This is a genomic window from Hyphomonas sp., assembly GCF_022844445.1.
In the GTDB taxonomy this organism is placed as follows: Bacteria; Pseudomonadota; Alphaproteobacteria; order Caulobacterales; family Hyphomonadaceae; genus Hyphomonas.
Genome location: NZ_JALHLS010000007.1, coordinates 176,818 through 193,417, shown reverse-complemented (window position 1 = coordinate 193,417; position 16,600 = coordinate 176,818). Strand labels below are relative to the sequence as shown.

18 protein-coding genes are annotated in these 16,600 nt (G+C 66.7%); 8 read left to right on the top strand and 10 right to left on the bottom strand.

The annotated features are described in order from the left end of the window. Positions 1-18 precede the first annotated feature (18 nt). A complete protein-coding gene (gene petA / locus Q0C17_RS10350) occupies positions 19-585 on the bottom strand; it encodes a ubiquinol-cytochrome c reductase iron-sulfur subunit (protein ID WP_291205447.1) in 567 nt (188 codons plus the stop codon). Between the two features lie 208 nt (positions 586-793). Between petA and hemF the strand changes: the two genes are divergently transcribed. Beyond that, positions 794-1,684: an oxygen-dependent coproporphyrinogen oxidase gene (gene hemF, locus Q0C17_RS10345; RefSeq protein ID WP_291205444.1), complete on the top strand. Its 891-nt coding sequence runs from the start codon at positions 794-796 to the stop codon at positions 1,682-1,684. Between the two features lie 49 nt (positions 1,685-1,733). On the opposite strand, the gene Q0C17_RS10340 is transcribed toward hemF, so the two are convergent. Next, complete coding sequence (locus tag Q0C17_RS10340; RefSeq protein ID WP_291205441.1) at positions 1,734-2,120, bottom strand: type II toxin-antitoxin system death-on-curing family toxin; 387 nt, start codon at positions 2,118-2,120, stop codon at positions 1,734-1,736. Next, positions 2,117-2,341: an AbrB/MazE/SpoVT family DNA-binding domain-containing protein gene (locus tag Q0C17_RS10335; protein ID WP_291205438.1), complete on the bottom strand. Its 225-nt coding sequence runs from the start codon at positions 2,339-2,341 to the stop codon at positions 2,117-2,119. Before Q0C17_RS10335 ends, Q0C17_RS10340 begins: the two co-directional genes overlap by 4 nt. A 163-nt stretch (positions 2,342-2,504) precedes the next feature. Here Q0C17_RS10335 and Q0C17_RS10330 point away from each other — a divergent pair, with 163 nt between their 5' ends. Then, positions 2,505-3,002 carry a TspO/MBR family protein gene (locus Q0C17_RS10330; protein ID WP_291205435.1) on the top strand — a complete coding sequence of 166 codons (498 nt, stop codon included), beginning with the start codon at positions 2,505-2,507 and terminating at the stop codon, positions 3,000-3,002. Here Q0C17_RS10330 and Q0C17_RS10325 read toward each other — a convergent pair. The 4 genes from Q0C17_RS10325 to Q0C17_RS10310 all read right to left on the bottom strand — a co-directional run bounded on the left by Q0C17_RS10325 (position 2,986) and on the right by Q0C17_RS10310 (position 5,830). After that, the gene (locus Q0C17_RS10325; RefSeq protein ID WP_291205434.1) at positions 2,986-4,212 is read right to left on the bottom strand and encodes a CCA tRNA nucleotidyltransferase; all 1,227 of its coding nucleotides are present in this window, start codon (positions 4,210-4,212) and stop codon (positions 2,986-2,988) included. The two genes, Q0C17_RS10330 and Q0C17_RS10325, sit on opposite strands and share 17 nt — an antisense overlap. Next, positions 4,199-4,528, bottom strand: a complete 330-nt coding sequence (locus Q0C17_RS10320; protein ID WP_291205431.1) for a DUF6111 family protein — start codon at positions 4,526-4,528, stop codon at positions 4,199-4,201. The genes Q0C17_RS10325 and Q0C17_RS10320 overlap by 14 nt, the downstream gene beginning before the upstream one ends. Positions 4,529-4,613: 85 nt before the next feature. Then, positions 4,614-5,237 carry a CoA pyrophosphatase gene (locus Q0C17_RS10315; protein ID WP_291205429.1) on the bottom strand — a complete coding sequence of 208 codons (624 nt, stop codon included), beginning with the start codon at positions 5,235-5,237 and terminating at the stop codon, positions 4,614-4,616. A gap of 8 nt (positions 5,238-5,245) precedes the next feature. Further along, positions 5,246-5,830, bottom strand: coding sequence for a DUF1285 domain-containing protein (locus Q0C17_RS10310; RefSeq protein ID WP_291205426.1), 585 nt, complete (start codon positions 5,828-5,830; stop codon positions 5,246-5,248). 75 nt (positions 5,831-5,905) lie between these two features. Here Q0C17_RS10310 and Q0C17_RS10305 point away from each other — a divergent pair, with 75 nt between their 5' ends. The 6 genes from Q0C17_RS10305 to Q0C17_RS10280 are packed head-to-tail and all read left to right on the top strand — an operon-like array spanning position 5,906 to position 13,484. Next, positions 5,906-6,904: a MoxR family ATPase gene (locus tag Q0C17_RS10305; RefSeq protein ID WP_291205423.1), complete on the top strand. Its 999-nt coding sequence runs from the start codon at positions 5,906-5,908 to the stop codon at positions 6,902-6,904. After that, positions 6,901-7,302, top strand: a complete 402-nt coding sequence (locus Q0C17_RS10300) for a hypothetical protein (protein ID WP_291205420.1) — start codon at positions 6,901-6,903, stop codon at positions 7,300-7,302. The genes Q0C17_RS10305 and Q0C17_RS10300 overlap by 4 nt, the downstream gene beginning before the upstream one ends. Next, entirely contained in the window at positions 7,302-7,730 is a 429-nt protein-coding gene (locus Q0C17_RS10295) for a hypothetical protein (protein WP_291205417.1), read from the top strand. The genes Q0C17_RS10300 and Q0C17_RS10295 overlap by 1 nt, the downstream gene beginning before the upstream one ends. Next, positions 7,727-8,593 (top strand): DUF58 domain-containing protein, encoded by an 867-nt coding sequence (locus Q0C17_RS10290; RefSeq protein WP_291205414.1) that lies wholly within the window; start codon positions 7,727-7,729, stop codon positions 8,591-8,593. Before Q0C17_RS10295 ends, Q0C17_RS10290 begins: the two co-directional genes overlap by 4 nt. Beyond that, positions 8,590-11,445: a DUF4159 domain-containing protein gene (locus Q0C17_RS10285; RefSeq protein ID WP_291205411.1), complete on the top strand. Its 2,856-nt coding sequence runs from the start codon at positions 8,590-8,592 to the stop codon at positions 11,443-11,445. The genes Q0C17_RS10290 and Q0C17_RS10285 overlap by 4 nt, the downstream gene beginning before the upstream one ends. Further along, positions 11,445-13,484: a hypothetical protein gene (locus Q0C17_RS10280; protein ID WP_291205407.1), complete on the top strand. Its 2,040-nt coding sequence runs from the start codon at positions 11,445-11,447 to the stop codon at positions 13,482-13,484. The genes Q0C17_RS10285 and Q0C17_RS10280 overlap by 1 nt, the downstream gene beginning before the upstream one ends. Here the strand turns inward: Q0C17_RS10280 and Q0C17_RS10275 are convergent. The 3 genes from Q0C17_RS10275 to Q0C17_RS10265 all read right to left on the bottom strand — a co-directional run bounded on the left by Q0C17_RS10275 (position 13,481) and on the right by Q0C17_RS10265 (position 16,381). Next, positions 13,481-14,812 carry an MFS transporter gene (locus Q0C17_RS10275; RefSeq protein WP_291205405.1) on the bottom strand — a complete coding sequence of 444 codons (1,332 nt, stop codon included), beginning with the start codon at positions 14,810-14,812 and terminating at the stop codon, positions 13,481-13,483. The genes Q0C17_RS10280 and Q0C17_RS10275 overlap by 4 nt on opposite strands. A 123-nt stretch (positions 14,813-14,935) precedes the next feature. Further along, positions 14,936-15,427 carry an N-acetyltransferase gene (locus tag Q0C17_RS10270; RefSeq protein WP_291205403.1) on the bottom strand — a complete coding sequence of 164 codons (492 nt, stop codon included), beginning with the start codon at positions 15,425-15,427 and terminating at the stop codon, positions 14,936-14,938. A 51-nt stretch (positions 15,428-15,478) separates the two neighbouring features. Beyond that, the gene (locus tag Q0C17_RS10265) at positions 15,479-16,381 is read right to left on the bottom strand and encodes a 1-acyl-sn-glycerol-3-phosphate acyltransferase (protein ID WP_291205400.1); all 903 of its coding nucleotides are present in this window, start codon (positions 16,379-16,381) and stop codon (positions 15,479-15,481) included. Positions 16,382-16,600 lie beyond the last annotated feature (219 nt).

Genomic DNA, 16,600 nt, shown 5'->3' with positions numbered 1-16,600 from the left:
CATCTAAAGGTGTCCTTCTCAGAGGGAGATGTTGACGACCGAGTCAGAGACCCAGCGATAATCGGGGACAGGCAGGTTCGACGGCGCGGGTCCTTTGCGGATGCGGCCGGACGTATCGTAGTGCGAACCGTGGCACGGGCAGTACCAGCCGCCGAAGTCACCGGTATTGCCCTGCGAGGGGCCAACCGGCACGCAGCCAAGGTGAGTACACGAACCCGAGGTCACGAGGATCGTCTTGTTGAAAGTTCCGTCGGCCTTCGGTCGCAGCCGCGCGTCATCCGTTTCCGGATCCGGCAATGCGGCAAGGTTCACCGATTCGGCAGCCGAAATTTCGCCCTCGGTGCGGTGGCGGATGAAGAAGGGCTTGCCGCCGATCAGGACGCGGATCTCGCCGCCCAGCGGGACTTTGGACACGTCGACATCGAGCGACGAGGCGGCCTTGGTGTCAGCAGCGGGGTTCCACTGGTCGACCGCGGCCCAGGCAAACATGCCTGCTCCGCCCAGCGCGACTGCGCCGGTGGCGATGTGGATGAAGTTTCGGCGGTCGTCATCGACCGTTTCGGTATGAGTGGTCTCAGCGGTCACGCGTGACTCCGTTCCCTGATGTCGAGGCGAATTTCGCCTGTCTTTACTAGAGGTGCCTCCCCGGCACATTGCGGCAAGTAGGCGCGGGGCGCGGCAATTCTGCACGCGCAAAGCCCCATTGCCGGACGCGCGTTAGCGCGCCCTGAGGATTGTGACAACACACCTCTTGCGAGACTGGCGCCGGAAGGTCCAGTGTCGCACCATGACAATGACCACCAAAACCCCGCCGCTGGCGGAGTGGCAGAGCCGGGCCAGCACCTGGTTCAAGGCCCTCCAGGAAGATATCTGCGCCCGCTTCGAAGCGCTCGAAGACGCCGCAACCCCGCCGCTTTACCGCGGCGAGGCCGGGCGATTCGAATTGAAGGCGTGGTCGCGCGGCGATGGCAGCGAGGACCTCGGCGGCGGCCGGATGGGCCTGATGCGGGGCAAGGTGTTCGAAAAAGTCGGCGTGCACTTCTCGCAGGTCCACGGCACCTTCTCTGAAGCCTTCGCGGCGCAGATCCCCGGCGCCGATAAATCAGGCGGCCGATTCTGGGCGAGCGGCGTCTCCCTGATCGCGCACCCGCGCAATCCGCGTGTGCCGGCGGCGCACATGAACACCCGGATGCTGGTGACCAGCGAGACCTGGTTCGGCGGCGGCGGTGACCTCAACCCCCTGCTCGGCTACCAGCGCAACCAGGACTACCCCGACACAGTGGATTTCCACGCCGCGATGAAGGCGGCCTGCGACACGCATGACGGCGTCGACTACCCGCACCTGAAGGACTATTGCGACACCTACTTCCACCTGCCGCACCGCAACGAGCCGCGCGGCACCGGCGGCATCTTCTATGACCGCTTCAACAGCGGCGACTGGGAGAAGGACTTCGCCTTCACGCAGGAAGTGGGCAAGCAGTTCGCCGGCATCTACCCCGCCCTCGTGGCGCGCCGGATGAACGAGCCATGGAGCGAGGCAGAGCGCGAGCAGCAGCTGATCCAGCGCGGACGTTATGTCGAATACAACCTGCTCTATGACCGGGGCACGACCTTCGGCCTGAAGACCGGCGGCAATATCGAGAGCATCCTCTCGTCGATGCCGCCTGTCGTGAAATGGCCCTGAAAACCAGTCCAGAAACCGTCCGCACGGGCGTGTAGGGAGTCCGAAGGTTTCAGACCGGAATACAGCTGCGCCTGAGCCAGTCTGCGCAGATCTTTTCGTCGATCTCACTGGCAGCAAGTTGCAGCGTGAAGGCCAGACGTTCCGCCATCGGCGCGGCCATTTTACAGCCGTTCGCTTCGCGGAAGAGCAACGCCGAGAGGAAGCCGATCTGCTTTCTCCCGTCGAGGAACAGGTGGTTGCGGATCAGGCCCGCAGCATAGAGCGATGCGAGTGTGAAAAGGTCCTCTTCGCCGCAAGACCAAGCCTTCACCGGGCGGGCGATGGCGCTTTCGAGAAGGCCGTGATCGCGGGTTCCAGCGAGCCCGCCATGAATTTCGATCTGACGATCATGCAGCCTTTTGATGAGGTCGAGTGGCAGCCAGTTCGGCTCACTCATTTTGCGAGAGCCCGGAGAACCTCACGGTTCTCGTCCATGATCCGCTCCGCCATCTGCATGAGACGGTCAACTTCCTCATCCGATACGGACAGCGTCACGCCCGAAGCCGTCGGCAGGACATCCAGCGTGTCGCCCTCTTTCACCTTCAGCTGATGCAGCACGTCTTTCGGCAGCACGACGCCGAGGGAATTGCCGATCTTGCGGATCTTCAGGCGGGTCAAGGGCGGGCTTCTGAGGCGGGGTATATTATAACATGGGAGCGGGTCAGGCCGAAGATAATCCTGCGCTGGGCCTGCCCAAAGCCTGCTCAGGCAGGGGTTTCCGGGCGCTGTTTCGCTGGGGCATGGCTTTGATACTGCCCGCGGGAAGGCGTATCGTGCGCGGATGGGGACGATATCGCGAGACTTTGACTGGCCGGGCGGCGCGCTGGTGGCTGCCGGCACGCTGGGCGCGCTGGTGCTGGGCGGAGTGCTGAGCCCCGGCAGCGATGACCCCTGGTATGACGGTCTACGCAAGGCGCCGCTCAACCCGCCGGACATTGCCTTCGCGGTGATCTGGCCGGTGCTGTTCCTGCTGATGCTGGCCGGCGCGCTTCTGGTTCTGCACGAGGCGGGCAACTTCAAGCGCGCCAGCGCCGCGATGGGCCTCTATTTCACCATGCTGGCGGCCAATGTCTGCTGGAGTCTGTTCTTCTTCGGCTTCCGCGATCCCGGAATTGCGCTCGGCGTGCTGGTGGCATTGTGGCTGCTGATCGCGACGATGATGCTGCGCTTTGCGGTGCATTCGCCGCGCGCGGCGCTCCTGCAGGTGCCGTATCTCTTATGGGTGACCTTCGCGGCCTACCTCAACATCTCGGTGCTGGCGCTCAACCCGTCGCCTTGAGGCGAGCAAGCAAGCCGGCGCGGGGCAGGCTGAAGCCGGAGGCGATCCAGTCTTCTTCCAGCGCGCCGAGGCGGGCGCCGATCTCCGGTCCGCTCAGACCTGCGGCGAGCGCGTCATTGCCGCCAAGCGGGAATTTCGGGCGTTGCCAGCCGGCTGCAGCCTGCGACAGGCCGGCGAGGGAGCCCGCCCCACCCGCGGCCGCCTCGATGGCCGCGCGGTCGAGCGCGGCGGCCGGGCCAAACCTGTAGAAGGCTTCCAGCATAGCGGCTTCACCCGCGCCCAGCAGATGCGGCAATGCCGGATCGGCCCAGCCGGTGAGGCGCGATGATTCCTCGTTCGAGAATTTCAGCCGCGCCGCCACCTCGCCGGCTTCGCGCAGCCGGCGCGGAACGAGCGCCATCAGGCGGCGCATCGGATCGGGCCAGAGACCGGCGTCGGCCTCTGCGGCCACGAGGCCCGGCAGCAGCGACGTATTTGCGCCTGGCAACACCGCCTCCAGGACGCCTGCCTCTTCCATCGCGCGCATGGCGTCGGAGGGTTCCGGCGCCGCGAGGGTGCGTTTCAGTTCTTTCCAGATCCGCTCGGAGGCGATCTTCGCGAGGCCCTCCCGCGCCCGCGTGCAGGCGGCCTGTCCCTCGGGATCGATACCGGCGCCGTACCAGGCGTTGAAACGGTAGAAGCGCAGGATGCGCAGAAAATCCTCTCGCAGGCGCTGGTCGCCGTCGCCAATAAAGATCACGCGGCCCGCCTTCGCATCGTCGACCGAGTGTTCGATCACTTCGAACAGCTCGCCGTTTGCACCTGCATAGATGGCGTTGAGGCGGAAGTCGCGGCGGGCGGCGTCTTCGGCCCAATCCTCGGTGAAGGCGACGACGGCCCGGCGGCCATCGGTTTCGACATCCCGTCGCAGCGTGGTGATCTCGACCGGCACGCTGTCATGCACGGCGGTGACGGTGCCGTGCTCGATGCCGGTCGGGATGCACCGGACCCCGGCGGCGGTGAGCGCGGCGATCACGGCCTCAGGCGTCAGCTGGGTGGCGATATCGATATCGTCCGACGGCGCGCCGCGCAGCGCGTTGCGCACGCAGCCGCCGACAAAACGTGCGCTGCCGGGCCGCGCGGCGTTCAGCGCGCCCATCACAGCGCGGCTCGCCGGAGCAGTGACCCAGGCGGCTTTCAGCTTGTCAGGCAGGCCGTCAGGTTGGGGCATCGGCGGGGGCCGCCTCGCGCGGACGCGGGATGCCGACATCCTCCGGCCGGTGCTCGCAGGGATAGGAGCGGGCCGGTATGACCTGGCTATCCACGACGCGCGCGGGCTCGATGCACATGCCGCGGTTGCGAGGCTCCAGCGCGATCATGACGAACCAGGCAAGGGTGGCGAGGCCGATGCCAATCAGGAACAGCATCTGGATCGGCCATTTGCGCTGGCCGGCGTCGACCGCCGAGCGCGTGGCCAGAAGGTACAGGCCGAACACGAGGAAGGGCAGCGAAAAGATGAAGACTTCGAAGAGCAGGCGTCCGGCCACGTCGGCGCTTCCTTTCTGGTGAACAGATTACACGGCTTACATAGGCCGCGTGCGGGTCTTCAGGAACCCTGAAAGCGCCGCAGGATCAATCGCTTTCATAGAGGGTCTGGTAGAGGCGGCGGATGATGCCGGCGGTGACGCCCCAGATGCGGTAGCCGTTATGCGGCATCTCATAATAGGTACGGTTCTGGCCTTTGTAGAAGGCGTGGCCGGTCGTGTGGTTCTCGGTGTTCATCAGGAATTCGAGCGGGGTTTCGAACACGGCCGCAACCTCGCCCGGCTCAGGCACAGGAATGAAATCGTGCGGCAGCAGGCCGATGACCGGTGTGATGCGGTAGCGCGTGCCGGTGATGTAGGGCGCGCCCTTGCCGAGCACGTCGACATCCTTCGGGGCGATGCCGACCTCTTCATGGGCCTCGCGCAGGGCGGCGGCGACCTCGTCGAGGTCCAGCGGATCGACCTTGCCGCCGGGCAGCGCCACCTGGCCGGCATGGTCCGCCATGGTGTCGGGGCGGAGCGTCAGCAGCGCGGTCGGGCCCTCGCGGCGGGGGATGACGCCGAAAAGGACGGCGGCCGGCCGGATGACGGCGACCTCTTCCGGCGTAAGGAAATCCATGTCGCCATACTCGGTGAGCCGGCCCTGGCCGACCGGAGGGTCGAGCTTGGCGTGCACGCGCGCGACGAAGTCGTCGAGGTCTCTCCAGGACATGACGGGTCTCAGGCCGCGCCGAGGGAGAAGAATTCGCCCCGGCTCCAGACGCCCAGACGGTCGGTACCGTCCGGCGCGGGTACTGCCATGTCCGCCAGTTCGTAGAAAACGGGCCGGGTCAGCTTCGCCTCGAGGCGTCCGCGGACGAGAACGTACGGGGCCGGTTCGCCGGTGGCGGTGTCTGTTTCGACCCGCAGGGGCGCATCCGGACCGGCGGTGGTCTGATAGTCGAGATTGGTGGTGAAGGTCAGCTCCTGGTCCGGGCCGGGCCCGCCGAAGCGGTCCACGCGAACGGCCAGGAACGGGGCGTCTTCGACATGCACGATGACCTTTTCGTAGGGTGTGACGAGCCAGGTCTGCCCGTCGGCATCCTTGCGCAGGATGCGGGAGAAGAGTCTCACCATCGGCTCGCGGGTGATGCGGCCGCCTTCGTGCCACCAGTGGCCATCGGCGCGGATTTCCATGCGGATATCGGTGCTTGTCTCCGGATTCCACAGGTGGACCGGGGGCAGCGGGCCCGCGAACTTGCCTTCCGGCAGGATGGCCTTAAGCGTGTCTTCGAGGCCAAAACTGCTGCCGGGGCTGGATGTCACATCTTTCTCCGCCAAAATCACGCCTTACAGATAGGCTTGTAACGCGTTGACGTGAAGCCGGAGAACCGAGGCGAAATGGCCGATACAACACTGAGTTCCCAAACCGCCGTCGCAGATGCCGACGCGGCGACCGAAGCGCTCACCCGCGTCAAGGCGGAGATCGGCCGGGCGATCTTCGGCCAGGAGCGGGTGATCGAGCTGGCACTCGCGGCCGTGCTGGCGGGGGGCCACGCGCTGCTGATCGGCGCGCCGGGCCTGGCCAAGACGCGCCTCGTGGAGGCGATGGGCACCGCGCTCGGCCTTGCCAGCCAGCGCATCCAGTTCACGCCGGACCTGATGCCGTCCGACATTCTCGGCTCCGAAGTGCTGGACGAGACACCGGGCGGGCAGCGCAGTTTTCGCTTCCTCAAGGGACCCGTGTTTACGCAGCTGCTGATGGCCGACGAGATCAACCGCGCAAGCCCGCGCACCCAGTCCGCCCTCCTCCAGGCCATGCAGGAAAAACATGTGACGGTGGCCGGCGTGCGCCATGACCTGCCCGCGCCGTTCCATGTTCTGGCGACGCAGAACCCGATCGAGCAGGAAGGCACCTATCCGTTGCCTGAAGCCCAGCTTGACCGTTTCCTCCTGAAAATCGACGTGACCTATCCGGACCTCGACACCGAGCGCCGCATCCTGATCGAGACGACGCGCGGCGCCGATGCGCCCGTGCGTCCCGCACTCGACGCCGGGCGGCTGATGGCAATCCAGGCGCTGGTGCGTCAGATGCCGGTCGGCGAAAAAATTGTCGGCGCGATCCTGTCGCTGATCCGCGAAGCGCGCCCTGAGCAGACAAGCGACGCGCGCGTAAAGCGCCTTGTCGACTGGGGCCCGTCACCGCGCGCTGGTCAGGCGCTGATGCTGGCGGCGCGGTCACGCGCCCTTCTGCGCGGGCGGCTGGCCCCGTCGATGGAGGACGTCGAAGCGCTTGCCGAGCCGTGCCTCGGCCACCGGATGGCGATGCGCTACGACCCGACCGGCGAAGCGCCGAAGCTCAGTGATCTGATCAACGACCTCGCGAGGAAGGCCGGATGATAGCGCGCCTTTTGACGGGGAGCCTGGTCTTTGCGCTTGCGGCCTGCGCGACGCCGGTAGCCGACGCGCCTTCGCCGGAAGCGCCGGCGGAAGAGGTCACCGCATGCCGTGACATCGTTCGCAGTGCGGCGATGCAGGCCTATTCCCTGGCACGGTACCGCGATGACCAGCGCGCCGTGATCCTGCTGCCGGCCGGCAAGGCGGCGGCGGAATATGAAGCCGAGTCGAGGCGGCTGCGCGATGAAGGCGCGCGGCTGATGGCGGCGCTCGAGACGGCCTATCCGCAGGCGGCCGCAATGCCGCCGATGCCCGCGGTGCCGCCGGGGTCCGTGACCGAAGCGCAGGTCGTTACCCGGATTGCCGAAGCGGAAGCCTGTCTGGCCGGCGGCGAAAAATGATGCGGGCCGACGTTTTCCGTGCGCTGGCGTGTCCGTTTATGCTGATGGCGGCGGCGTGCACGTCGCCCGGACCAAGCAGCGGCGACCTTGAGGGTGCTTTACCCTATCCAGGCAAGACGCTGCCGCACGTGCCGTGCAATGCGCTGATCGTCGACGGCGCGAACTATGCCGATGCGCTGGCCGAAAGGCGCGAAGAACAGATGATGGTGATGCGGTTCGGCTCGGAGGCAGCGATGAACGCCTACATCGCTGACACGCAGCGCCTTCGCACCGAGGCGGAACGCATCACGATGCGCCTCGACGACATCTTGCAGCGCTATGGCGGAATCGCGGACTATCACTTCATCCAGTTCGAAAACCCGACGTCCGAAGAAGCCTCCGCGCGGATCGCCGCCGCTGATGCGTGTGCTGACGAAGCGCTGAAATGACCCCTGCCGCCGACCTTCGCGCGGAAGCCGAACGCCTGGCGCGGCAGCTGCCGGGCCTTAACTTCAAGGCTGAAGCCTCCGAGGCCGCACATATCGGCTCCGCCGGACGCCGCCGCGCGGGCGGCGGCGAGACCTTCTGGCAATATCGCCGGCATGTGCAGGAAGATGACGCCGCGCGCATCGACTGGCGCCGCTCGGCCAAGGGTGACGACCTCTACCTGCGCGAGACAGAGCTGGAAACCGCGCGCACCGTGATGTTCTGGGCGGACGATCATCCGGGGTTCCGCTGGAAGGGTGAAGGCGACCTGCGCACAAAGGCTGAGGAAGCCATCCTCCTCATGCTGACGATGGCGATTCCGATGTCGAAGGAAGGCGAGCGGATCGGTTCACTGGGAACCGGGCGGCGGCCGAGCTTCGGAAAGCGCGCGGTGGACCGGTTGGCGAGCGACCTGCTGCGCGGCACCGGCGGCCATTTCCCTGCCCCGCCGCGCGCCGCTGCAACGCTGATCATCGCCTCCGATTTCTACGACCCTATCCCGGAATGGACCGCGCGCCTTGCGCCGCTCGCCTCAAAATGCCCGGAAGGGGTGCTGATCGCCGTCTCGGCGCCGGCGGAAGTGGATTTCCCGTTCGAGGGCCGCGTAAAGCTCTCCCGCCCGGGCGCCGCCATCGACCGCATCCTCGGGCGCGCCGAGACGATGCGTGAAGAATACCAGCGCCGCTTCGCCGCGCAGCGCGAAGCGCTCGAGGACCTGGCCCGGCGCATGGGCTGGGGCTTTGTCTCACATGTCACCGGCCACCCAGCGATCGAAAGTGCCGCGCGCCTGAAATCCGAGATCGAACGGTTCGGAGCAGCGCGGTGACAGCGCTTGGCCCATTCCTTCTCGGCGCGCCGCTCGCGCTGTTTGCCCTGCTGGCGCTGCCGCTCATCTGGTGGGTGCTGCGGGCAACGCCGCCCGCGCCCAAGAGTGCCGAACTGCCCTCGCTGCGCCTGCTAGAAGGCGTCGTACCCGAGGAGGAGACGCCGTCGCGCACACCCTGGTGGGTCTGGCTCATCCGCACGCTGGCAGTTGTCGCAGCCATCATCGGCCTTTCGCAGCCGGTCTATGCACCGGGCGCACGCACGGGCGAGCCGAGCGAGCAGGGCCCGATCCTGATTGTCATCGACAATGGCTGGCCGTCCGCACCGCGCTGGACCGAGATCACCAATGCGGCGAGCGCGACCCTCGACACCGGCGAGCGCGACACCGCCGTACACCTCCTGCTGACCGCGCCGCAGCAGCTCAACCATGATCCGGCAACGCGCCTTTCGAAGGCGGACCTCGCCAAGCGGATCGGTACGCTGCGCCCACAGCCCTGGGCGAGCGACCGCACCGATGCGCTGGCACGGCTCGACGCCTCGGGTCTGAAACCTGCGCGAATATTCTGGGCAAGCGACGGCTTGGAAGACGGCGGCGGTACGGCCTTCGCCGCCGAGCTTTCGGCCCGCGCGCCGCTCACCGTGTTTGCCGCGCCGGCCGAAGGCCCGGTGGCGATCACCGGTCTCTCGGCAGAAACCGATGCCGTAACCGTTGGTCTTGCCCGCGCCGACACGCGCGGTACCGCGCGCGCCTTTGTCTCAGCGCAGACCCGCGACGGCTCCGGCATCGGCTCTGCCGAGGCTGTGTTCGAAGCGGGCGCAGCCGAAGCGGTTGCGTCGTTCAGGATTCCGGCAGCGGCGCTCGCGCGTGTGGCGCGCTTCAATGTGACCGGACGCTCCGGCGCAGGCACTGTCTGGCTCTGGGATTCAGTGGACCGCACGCGCCGTGTCGGCCTCGTCGATTCCGGCACCGCGGCGCAGCCACTTCTCTCGGACATGCACTATATCCGCAAGGCGCTGGAACCCTTCGCCTCGATCTCCAGCGGCGACATCGACACGGTGGTCGCCACATCCCCGGATGCGATCATATTGTCCGACGTCGGACAGATCCCGGCCAGTGACGTCGAGACGCTGACAAAATGGGTTGAGGAAGGCGGCGCGCTGATCCGCTTTGCGGGCCCGCGACTCGCCGCACAGGGCGACGAATTGCTGCCAGTCGCGCTGCGCCGCTCCTCGCGCGCGCTGGGCGGCACACTCGCCTGGGAAGAGCCGCAGGGCCTCGCCGAGTTTTCCGACACCACGCCCTTCTTTGGCCTCGCGGTGCCGCCGGATGTGCGCGTGCGCCAGCAGGTGCTCGCGAGCCCCGATCCGGAACTGTCCCGCAAGACCTGGGCGCGCCTTGCCGACGGCTCGCCGCTGGTGACCGCCGATGCGCGCGGCAACGGCATGCTGATCCTTTTTCATGTGACGGCCGGGCCAGACTGGGCGGACCTCGCCTATTCGGGCCTGTTCGAGCAGATGCTGCGCCGAGCGATTACCGCCGGACGCGGCGAAGCCATTGAGGACACCGAAGGCACCTACATGCCGCAGCTGACGCTGGACGGCTTCGGCCGCCTCTCTGGCGCCAGCACCAATGCCGCGCCGATCAAGGCGACCGAGTTTGCCGCGACCCTGCCTTCCGAAATCCATCCGCCGGGGCTTTATCAAGGGCCGGCCGGCACGCGCGCGCTGAATGCCGGCGCGGGCGCCAAGCCAGACTTGATCCGCGACTGGCCGGCGGCCGCGCGCCTGCTGGGCGACGCTGAGGCGCGGTCGCTGCGCCTTGCCGGGCCGCTGCTCGCCTTTGCCGCCGCCCTGCTCGCACTCGACCTCCTCATTGCCTTGTTCGTGGCCGGACGCCTGCGCGCGCTCTGGCCGAAACCGCGCGGGGCGAGCCTTGCGCTCGGCCTTGCGGCATTTGCGTCGCTGTCTCTCTTCGCGCCGGAGCGAGCGCTGGCGCAGTATAGCTACGAGCTGATGCCGGATGGCAGCTACCGGGCCGTGTCCACCTCGTCGCGCGTGGTGCCCCTGCCCGGCAATGGCGCGCCGCAGAAGCAGGTCGAGGCGGCGCTGGAAATGCGCCTGGCCTATATTGAAACAGCCGACAGCGCGCTCAATGCGCGCACACGCGCCGGGCTGATCGGTATTTCCAACATACTCCTGATGCGGACCTCGGTGGAGCCCGCCGAGCCGCATTCGGTGAACCTCGAGACGGACGCGCTGGAACTCTACCCGCTGATCTATTTCAATGTGCCCGACACAGCCGCGCCGCTTTCCGACAAGGCCGTGCAGCGCCTCAACGGGTACCTGCGCACCGGCGGCGCGCTTGTCATCGACACGCGGGCCGGAGCGACCATCGGCTCGCAGACGGATGTCTCGAAACTGCAGACGCTGCTGAAGGACCTTGATGTCCCGCCGCTGCAACCGGTGCCGCAGAACCATGTGCTGTCGCGCAGTTTCTACCTGATCAAGGACTTTCCCGGCCGCTATGCGGGCCGCCGCCTCTGGATCGAGCAGGCCGGAGACGCCGCGGCGCCGCGCGGAGATTCGGTCTCGCGTCTTTTCATTGGCGATGCTGACTGGGCCTCAGCCTGGGCGGTGGACCAGAACGGGCGGGATCTTTACTCCGTAGACGGAGGGGCCGAGCAGCGCGAGACGGCCAGGCGCTTTGGCGTGAACCTCGTCATGTATGTGCTGACGGGAAGCTACAAGGACGACCAGGTGCATGTGCCCGCGCTGCTGGAACGCCTCGGCGAGGGCGAAGGCCAGGCAAACGATCCGCGCCTTCCGGTGCCCGATCCGGACGGGGGCCCGTGATGAACGAAGCCGTCCGCCTGGGATTCGAGCCCTTTCTCGGCTGGCCCCTGTTCTGGAGCCTGGCCGGCCTCACCGTGCTCGCCTGGATCGCCTATATCGCGCTGCGCGGCCGCGCCTGGCTGACGCGTGCACTCGGCCTTCTGCTGCTCTGCGCGGCGCTGCTGAATCCGTCCCTCGTGCATGAGGAGCGCGAGCCGTTGCCGTCTGTCGCGGCGGTAATCCTCGACCGGTCGGAGAGCATGCAGTTCGGCGACCGCGCGAAAGCGGCCGAGGCCGCCTACAAGGCACTGACGGCGAAGCTCGCCGAAGACAAGTCGCTGGAAGTGCGCACGCTGGAGACCAATCCCGGCGATGACGGCACCTATCTACACGGCGCGTTGGAAGGACTCATGTCGGATGTGCCGCGCGACCGGATTGCGGGCGCCATCTTCATCACCGACGGCCAGATCCACGATCTTCCGGACCCGGAGAAAACCGAGGCCCTGATCGGCCCGCTGCACGGCCTGATCGCCGGCGACGAAAACCGGGGCGACCGCAGCGTGCGCATCGTCAACGCGCCGAACTTCGGCATCGTCGGCGAAAGCGCGAACCTCATCGTGCGCGTGGAAGACCCGCGCGGCGGCGAAGTCGAGCTGCAGGTCTCGCTCAATGGCGGCGCGCCGGAGCGGATTCGCGTGAAGGCCGGCGCGGACATGCCCCTGCCCGTGGAGATCGAGCGGCGCGGCGAGAACATGGTGGTGATCGAAGCACCGCCCGGGCCGGAAGAACTCACGCTCGCCAACAATCGCACGGCCATGACCATCGCCGGCGTTCGCGACCGCCTGCGCGTGCTGCTCGTCACCGGCAAACCGAACCAGGCGGGCCGCGTCTGGCGCGATCTTCTGAAGTCCGATCCCTCAGTCGACCTCGTCCACTTCACGATTCTGCGGCCGCCCTTCAAGACCGACTATGCGCGCCCGGAAGAACTCGCCCTCATCGCCTTCCCGACCGAGGAACTGTTCGAGCAGAAACTGACCGAGTTCGATCTCATCATCTTCGACCAGTATGAGCGCCAGGGCGTCATCACGCAGGCCTATCTCGCCAACATGTCGCGTTATGTGGCCGATGGCGGCGCGCTGCTGATCGTGGCGGGCGAGCAGTTTGCGGGGCCTGCAAGTCTCGCGCGCTCCCCCCTCGCCTCGGTGTTGCCCGCCACACCCACAGGCGTCATCCGCACCGGGAGCTTCACGCCGAAGCTGACCGGTCCCGGCAAGCGCCACTCCGTCACCGCGCCGCTGGACGACAGCGGCTGGGGCGAATGGATGCGCTATATCGAGGCCGATGCCGTGGCCGGAGACGTGCTGATCTCCGGCCCAGAAGGCCGTCCGCTGCTGATCGTCGACCGCGTCGAGAAAGGCCGCGTCGGCATGCTGATGTCCGACCAGATCTGGCTCTGGGCCAGCGGCCATGATGGCGGCGGCCCGTTTGCCGAACTGATCCGGCGCATGGTGCACTGGATGATGAAGGAGCCGGAGCTGGAAGAGCGCCGCCTGTCGATCCAGACCGAAGGCGGCAAAGCCAGCGTGGAGCTGCGCACGCTGCTCGACACTGCGCCGCCGCTGGAGATCGAGACGCCGGAAGGCGACCGGCTGCGGCCCGCCTGGGTGAACCGCGGGCCCGGCACCTTCTCCGCCGAGGCGCCCATCGACCAGCTGGGCATCTACCGTGCCCGCTCCGGCGGCCTTGAAGCGATCTCTCTGAACGGCCCGGCGAACCCGCGCGAGTATGCCGACCTCACCTCGACGGCTGAAATCCTTGAGCCAGTGGCACGCGCCACAGGCGGGGGCGTCGTGCGTCTCAATGAGGCGGGCGCGAACCTTCCGGAAATCCGCCGCATCGGCAACCAGCGCGCCGCGTCCGGCAATGGCTGGATCGGGCTGCGCGAGCGCGACGCCTATGCCGTGCGCTCGTCCACCAGCCAGCCGCTCCTGCCGGGCATCCTTGCCGCTGCGGCACTGGTCCTGATGCTGCTGCTCGCCTGGCGCCGCGAGGGCCGCTAGGCCGCTTTCGTCCGTTTACTGACGAGCCAGATGAGGATCAGTGGCGGGATGGCCGCAAACGGCGTGACCGAGAACCACGCTGCAAAGCCGGCCATCGACGAGCCCGTCTGCGCCTGTAGCGCCTCGACCGCGATCCCCGCAAAGCCGCCGAGCAGGCCCCCGACCAGCGTCATCAGCGAGGAGAGCAGCGCGAACTGCGCCGCAGTGGCGATGGGATTGGTCAGCCGGCTCGCCCATGCGACCATCGCCGCTGTTGCCATGCCGGCGCTGAAGCCCTCGAACATCGCGGCGCCGATCCAGACCAACTTGTCGCCCCCCGACAGTGCGAGGACGGCAAAGCCAACATTGGAGATGGCAGCGAGAATCAGGGCAATCGCCATTGCCGGAATGGAGCCGAAGCGCAGGCCGATCAGGCCCGCCACGATCACGCCCGCCAGCGTCGCCGGAAAGCCGAACACCGTTCGCGTTGCCGCAATCTGCGGGCCGGTGAAGCCAAGGTCGATATAGAGCGGCCCGACCATCGAGTTGATCAGCCCGTCCGGCACGAAGAACAGCGCGACCAGCGGCAGGAAGATGAAATTGTTGCGCCCATGATCCTGCCAGAAAACTTTCAGGGGACGGACCATGGCGGACAGCACGCTGCGGATTCCGGTTGCTGGTTTGAAATCGCGCGGCTTGTCCGGCTCGCGCGCCATGAGCAGACCCGCCAGGCCGGCAATGCTGCCCAGCGCCGCTGCTGCATAGGCCATGTTCCAGCCGATCACAGCCGACATCGCGAGGATCGGCACGTTGGCAAGGAAATAACCAGACCGCAGGCCGAAGATGTAGGCCGACGCCATGAGGTCCTGCTCCGCGTCGGCTGCGCTCTCGATCCGCCAGGCATCGACAGCGATGTCCTGCGTGGCTGCGGAGAAGGAGGTGAGCATTGCAAAGGCGATGAAGGGCGCAAGGTTGCCGGACGGGCCGGTAAAGGCCATGCCAAGGATGCCGACGGTGACGAAGGTCTGCCCGAGCAGCATCCACGAGCGGCGGTGGCCGAGCCGCCTGCCGATCCACGGCAGCCGGATCCAGTCCACAAACGGCGCCCAGAGGAACTTCACCGAAACGAACAGTCCCACCCAGCTCATCATGCCGATGGCGGCCAGCGCGATGCCTTCAGACCGAAGCCAGAACCCAAGCGTCACGCCGACCAGGACCGGCGGCATGCCGGTGGCGATTCCGAAGATGACCGCCAGCGCGATCTTGGGCTGGTTCAGCGAAGCCAGAACTTCGCGCAGGCCCGTGCGCGGGCGTTGCGGCTCGTCCTGGCCGGTGACAACATCGGCCATTCATCCTCCCTTGCCGCAGGCGTGCCCCGACTCCCCTCTTCACGGGAGAGCTGCAACCGGGAGGACTGCGGATGAGCGGATCGTGCCAGCCAGATTCGGGATCGGCAAGCAAAAGCGGCGCGCTCAGGGCGCTGTGACGAGACCTTCGAGTTCGGACGCGTCACCCGCGAGGTCGCGCACCATCACGCGGCCCTGGTCCTGCGGGCCGGGAAAGGTGAGGCGGTTCTTCGGCGTCACCGTGAAGCCTGCCTTGCCGAACAGGCTGAACGCGCCGATCAGCACAGCTGCAGGCCAGCCCGCCGCTTTGCCCGCTTCGAGTGCGGCTTCAGTGATGCGCAGGCTGAGAAAATTGCCCCGGTAGGCCGGGTCCACGGCGACCGGGCCGTAGAACAGCGCCGGGCGGCGCGCCTCGCCCACCACCAGCGGCCAAACCCGGCACACGCCGATCACCCGGCCATCTTCCACCGCCACGCGGTTGATATGCGGCAGCGAGGCTGAATACTCGCGCAGGCGCTCTGCGGTTTTCGCAAAGTGTCCGGGGCCGAAGGTGCGGTCGAAGAGGTCTTCAATCGCATCGGCGTGTTGCGCAGGGTTTTCAGGGACAATCTCGATCATGGCGCGGGCGTCTAGGGCGCATTGGACCACCCCGCAAGCGCCCCTCGCCTGTCAGGCGCCGAAGCGGGCGTCTGCATTCTCCAGAAGCGCGTAGGAAACGTGCTGCTTCAGCCGGTCGGTCACTGACTGTGGCTCGCCCTGGAGGGCATCGGGATCGATCGGCTCGCCGAAGGTCATCCGGATCTTCGCGCCGCGCTTGTTCAGAAGTTCATGGAACAGAGTGATGTCGCGCAGCTCGTTAGAGAGGTCACAGAACAGATAGTAAAGGGCAGAATTGCGGGCGTCGAGGTTAAGGGGAATGACTGGCGCAGCCTGCTTGCGGGCAAGACCTACAACGGTCGGGAACCAGTCCTTCTCCTCCATCCGTCCGTCCACCTTCCGGGCAAGCCGCCCCGATGGAAAGATCACGACGCATTTTTCCTGGGCGAAGGCATCGGCGGCTCGCTTCAGGGTTTCACGGGCCTTGGCCGGAGACCGTTTGGCGACGACCCATTCCACCGGAATGATCACGTCCTCGAAGCGCGGGTTCACCCGGATCGCGTCAGCATTGGCGAAGAAGATGATGTCTTCCCGCTTTTTCTTCAGGAGGTCCCAGACGGCGACCCCGTCGGCAAGGCCGGTCGGGTGGTTCGCCGCAATGATGCAGCGGCCCTTTTCCGGGAGTCGGTCGAGGCCGCTGATACTCATGTCGAAGGCGAGCTGCTGCGATAACCGGTCAAACGATTCGCGGCCCGTCAGCTGCACCAGTTCGTCCGCCATCGCCCGTGCCTTGGCGTAACCCAGCAGAGAATAAAGGATCGGCCGTGCCGCCGGCCAGGCCGGGCTGGCGCGCAGCTTCGGGCAGCGCTCCTCGATCAGCACATCCACGATATGCGCGTCCGACCGCTCCTCGGCTGTGAGGAAGGCGGCCAGGGACCGGGTTTTGGCAACTGGGGTGACAGTATCGTCGGTCATGGGCCTCTCGCAGAGCCCGCCGCGGGCCTTATTGCGCAACGCGGTCAGCATAGGGCCGCGTATCCCGCCTGCAAAGGGAGGACGGGGCATCGCCGGGGGTGCCCCAAAAAAAGTGCGATTGGGGCCATTTTAAATGTTTCAGAAAGTTTCGATTTACCAAGGCGCAAGACGCCCGTGGCATGGTGAACCCATCACGGGGCCCGGCTTAACGCTTCTGCC

What these genes read in the sequence shown, in the direction of transcription:
- Q0C17_RS10325 (WP_291205434.1), bottom strand. Translation starts at nt 4,212, where the DNA reads ATGCCCCAACCTGACGGCCTGCCTGACAAGCTGAAAGCCGCCTGGGTC.
- Q0C17_RS10275 (WP_291205405.1), bottom strand. Translation starts at nt 14,812, where the DNA reads ATGGCCGATGTTGTCACCGGCCAGGACGAGCCGCAACGCCCGCGCACG.
- Q0C17_RS10315 (WP_291205429.1), bottom strand. Translation starts at nt 5,237, where the DNA reads ATGTCCTGGAGAGACCTCGACGACTTCGTCGCGCGCGTGCACGCCAAG.
- Q0C17_RS10265 (WP_291205400.1), bottom strand. Translation starts at nt 16,381, where the DNA reads ATGACCGACGATACTGTCACCCCAGTTGCCAAAACCCGGTCCCTGGCC.
- Q0C17_RS10280 (WP_291205407.1), top strand. Translation starts at nt 11,445, where the DNA reads ATGAACGAAGCCGTCCGCCTGGGATTCGAGCCCTTTCTCGGCTGGCCC.
- Q0C17_RS10330 (WP_291205435.1), top strand. Translation starts at nt 2,505, where the DNA reads ATGGGGACGATATCGCGAGACTTTGACTGGCCGGGCGGCGCGCTGGTG.
- Q0C17_RS10295 (WP_291205417.1), top strand. Translation starts at nt 7,302, where the DNA reads ATGCGGGCCGACGTTTTCCGTGCGCTGGCGTGTCCGTTTATGCTGATG.
- Q0C17_RS10290 (WP_291205414.1), top strand. Translation starts at nt 7,727, where the DNA reads ATGACCCCTGCCGCCGACCTTCGCGCGGAAGCCGAACGCCTGGCGCGG.
- Q0C17_RS10340 (WP_291205441.1), bottom strand. Translation starts at nt 2,120, where the DNA reads ATGAGTGAGCCGAACTGGCTGCCACTCGACCTCATCAAAAGGCTGCAT.
- hemF (WP_291205444.1), top strand. Translation starts at nt 794, where the DNA reads ATGACCACCAAAACCCCGCCGCTGGCGGAGTGGCAGAGCCGGGCCAGC.
- Q0C17_RS10305 (WP_291205423.1), top strand. Translation starts at nt 5,906, where the DNA reads ATGGCCGATACAACACTGAGTTCCCAAACCGCCGTCGCAGATGCCGAC.
- Q0C17_RS10300 (WP_291205420.1), top strand. Translation starts at nt 6,901, where the DNA reads ATGATAGCGCGCCTTTTGACGGGGAGCCTGGTCTTTGCGCTTGCGGCC.
- Q0C17_RS10270 (WP_291205403.1), bottom strand. Translation starts at nt 15,427, where the DNA reads ATGATCGAGATTGTCCCTGAAAACCCTGCGCAACACGCCGATGCGATT.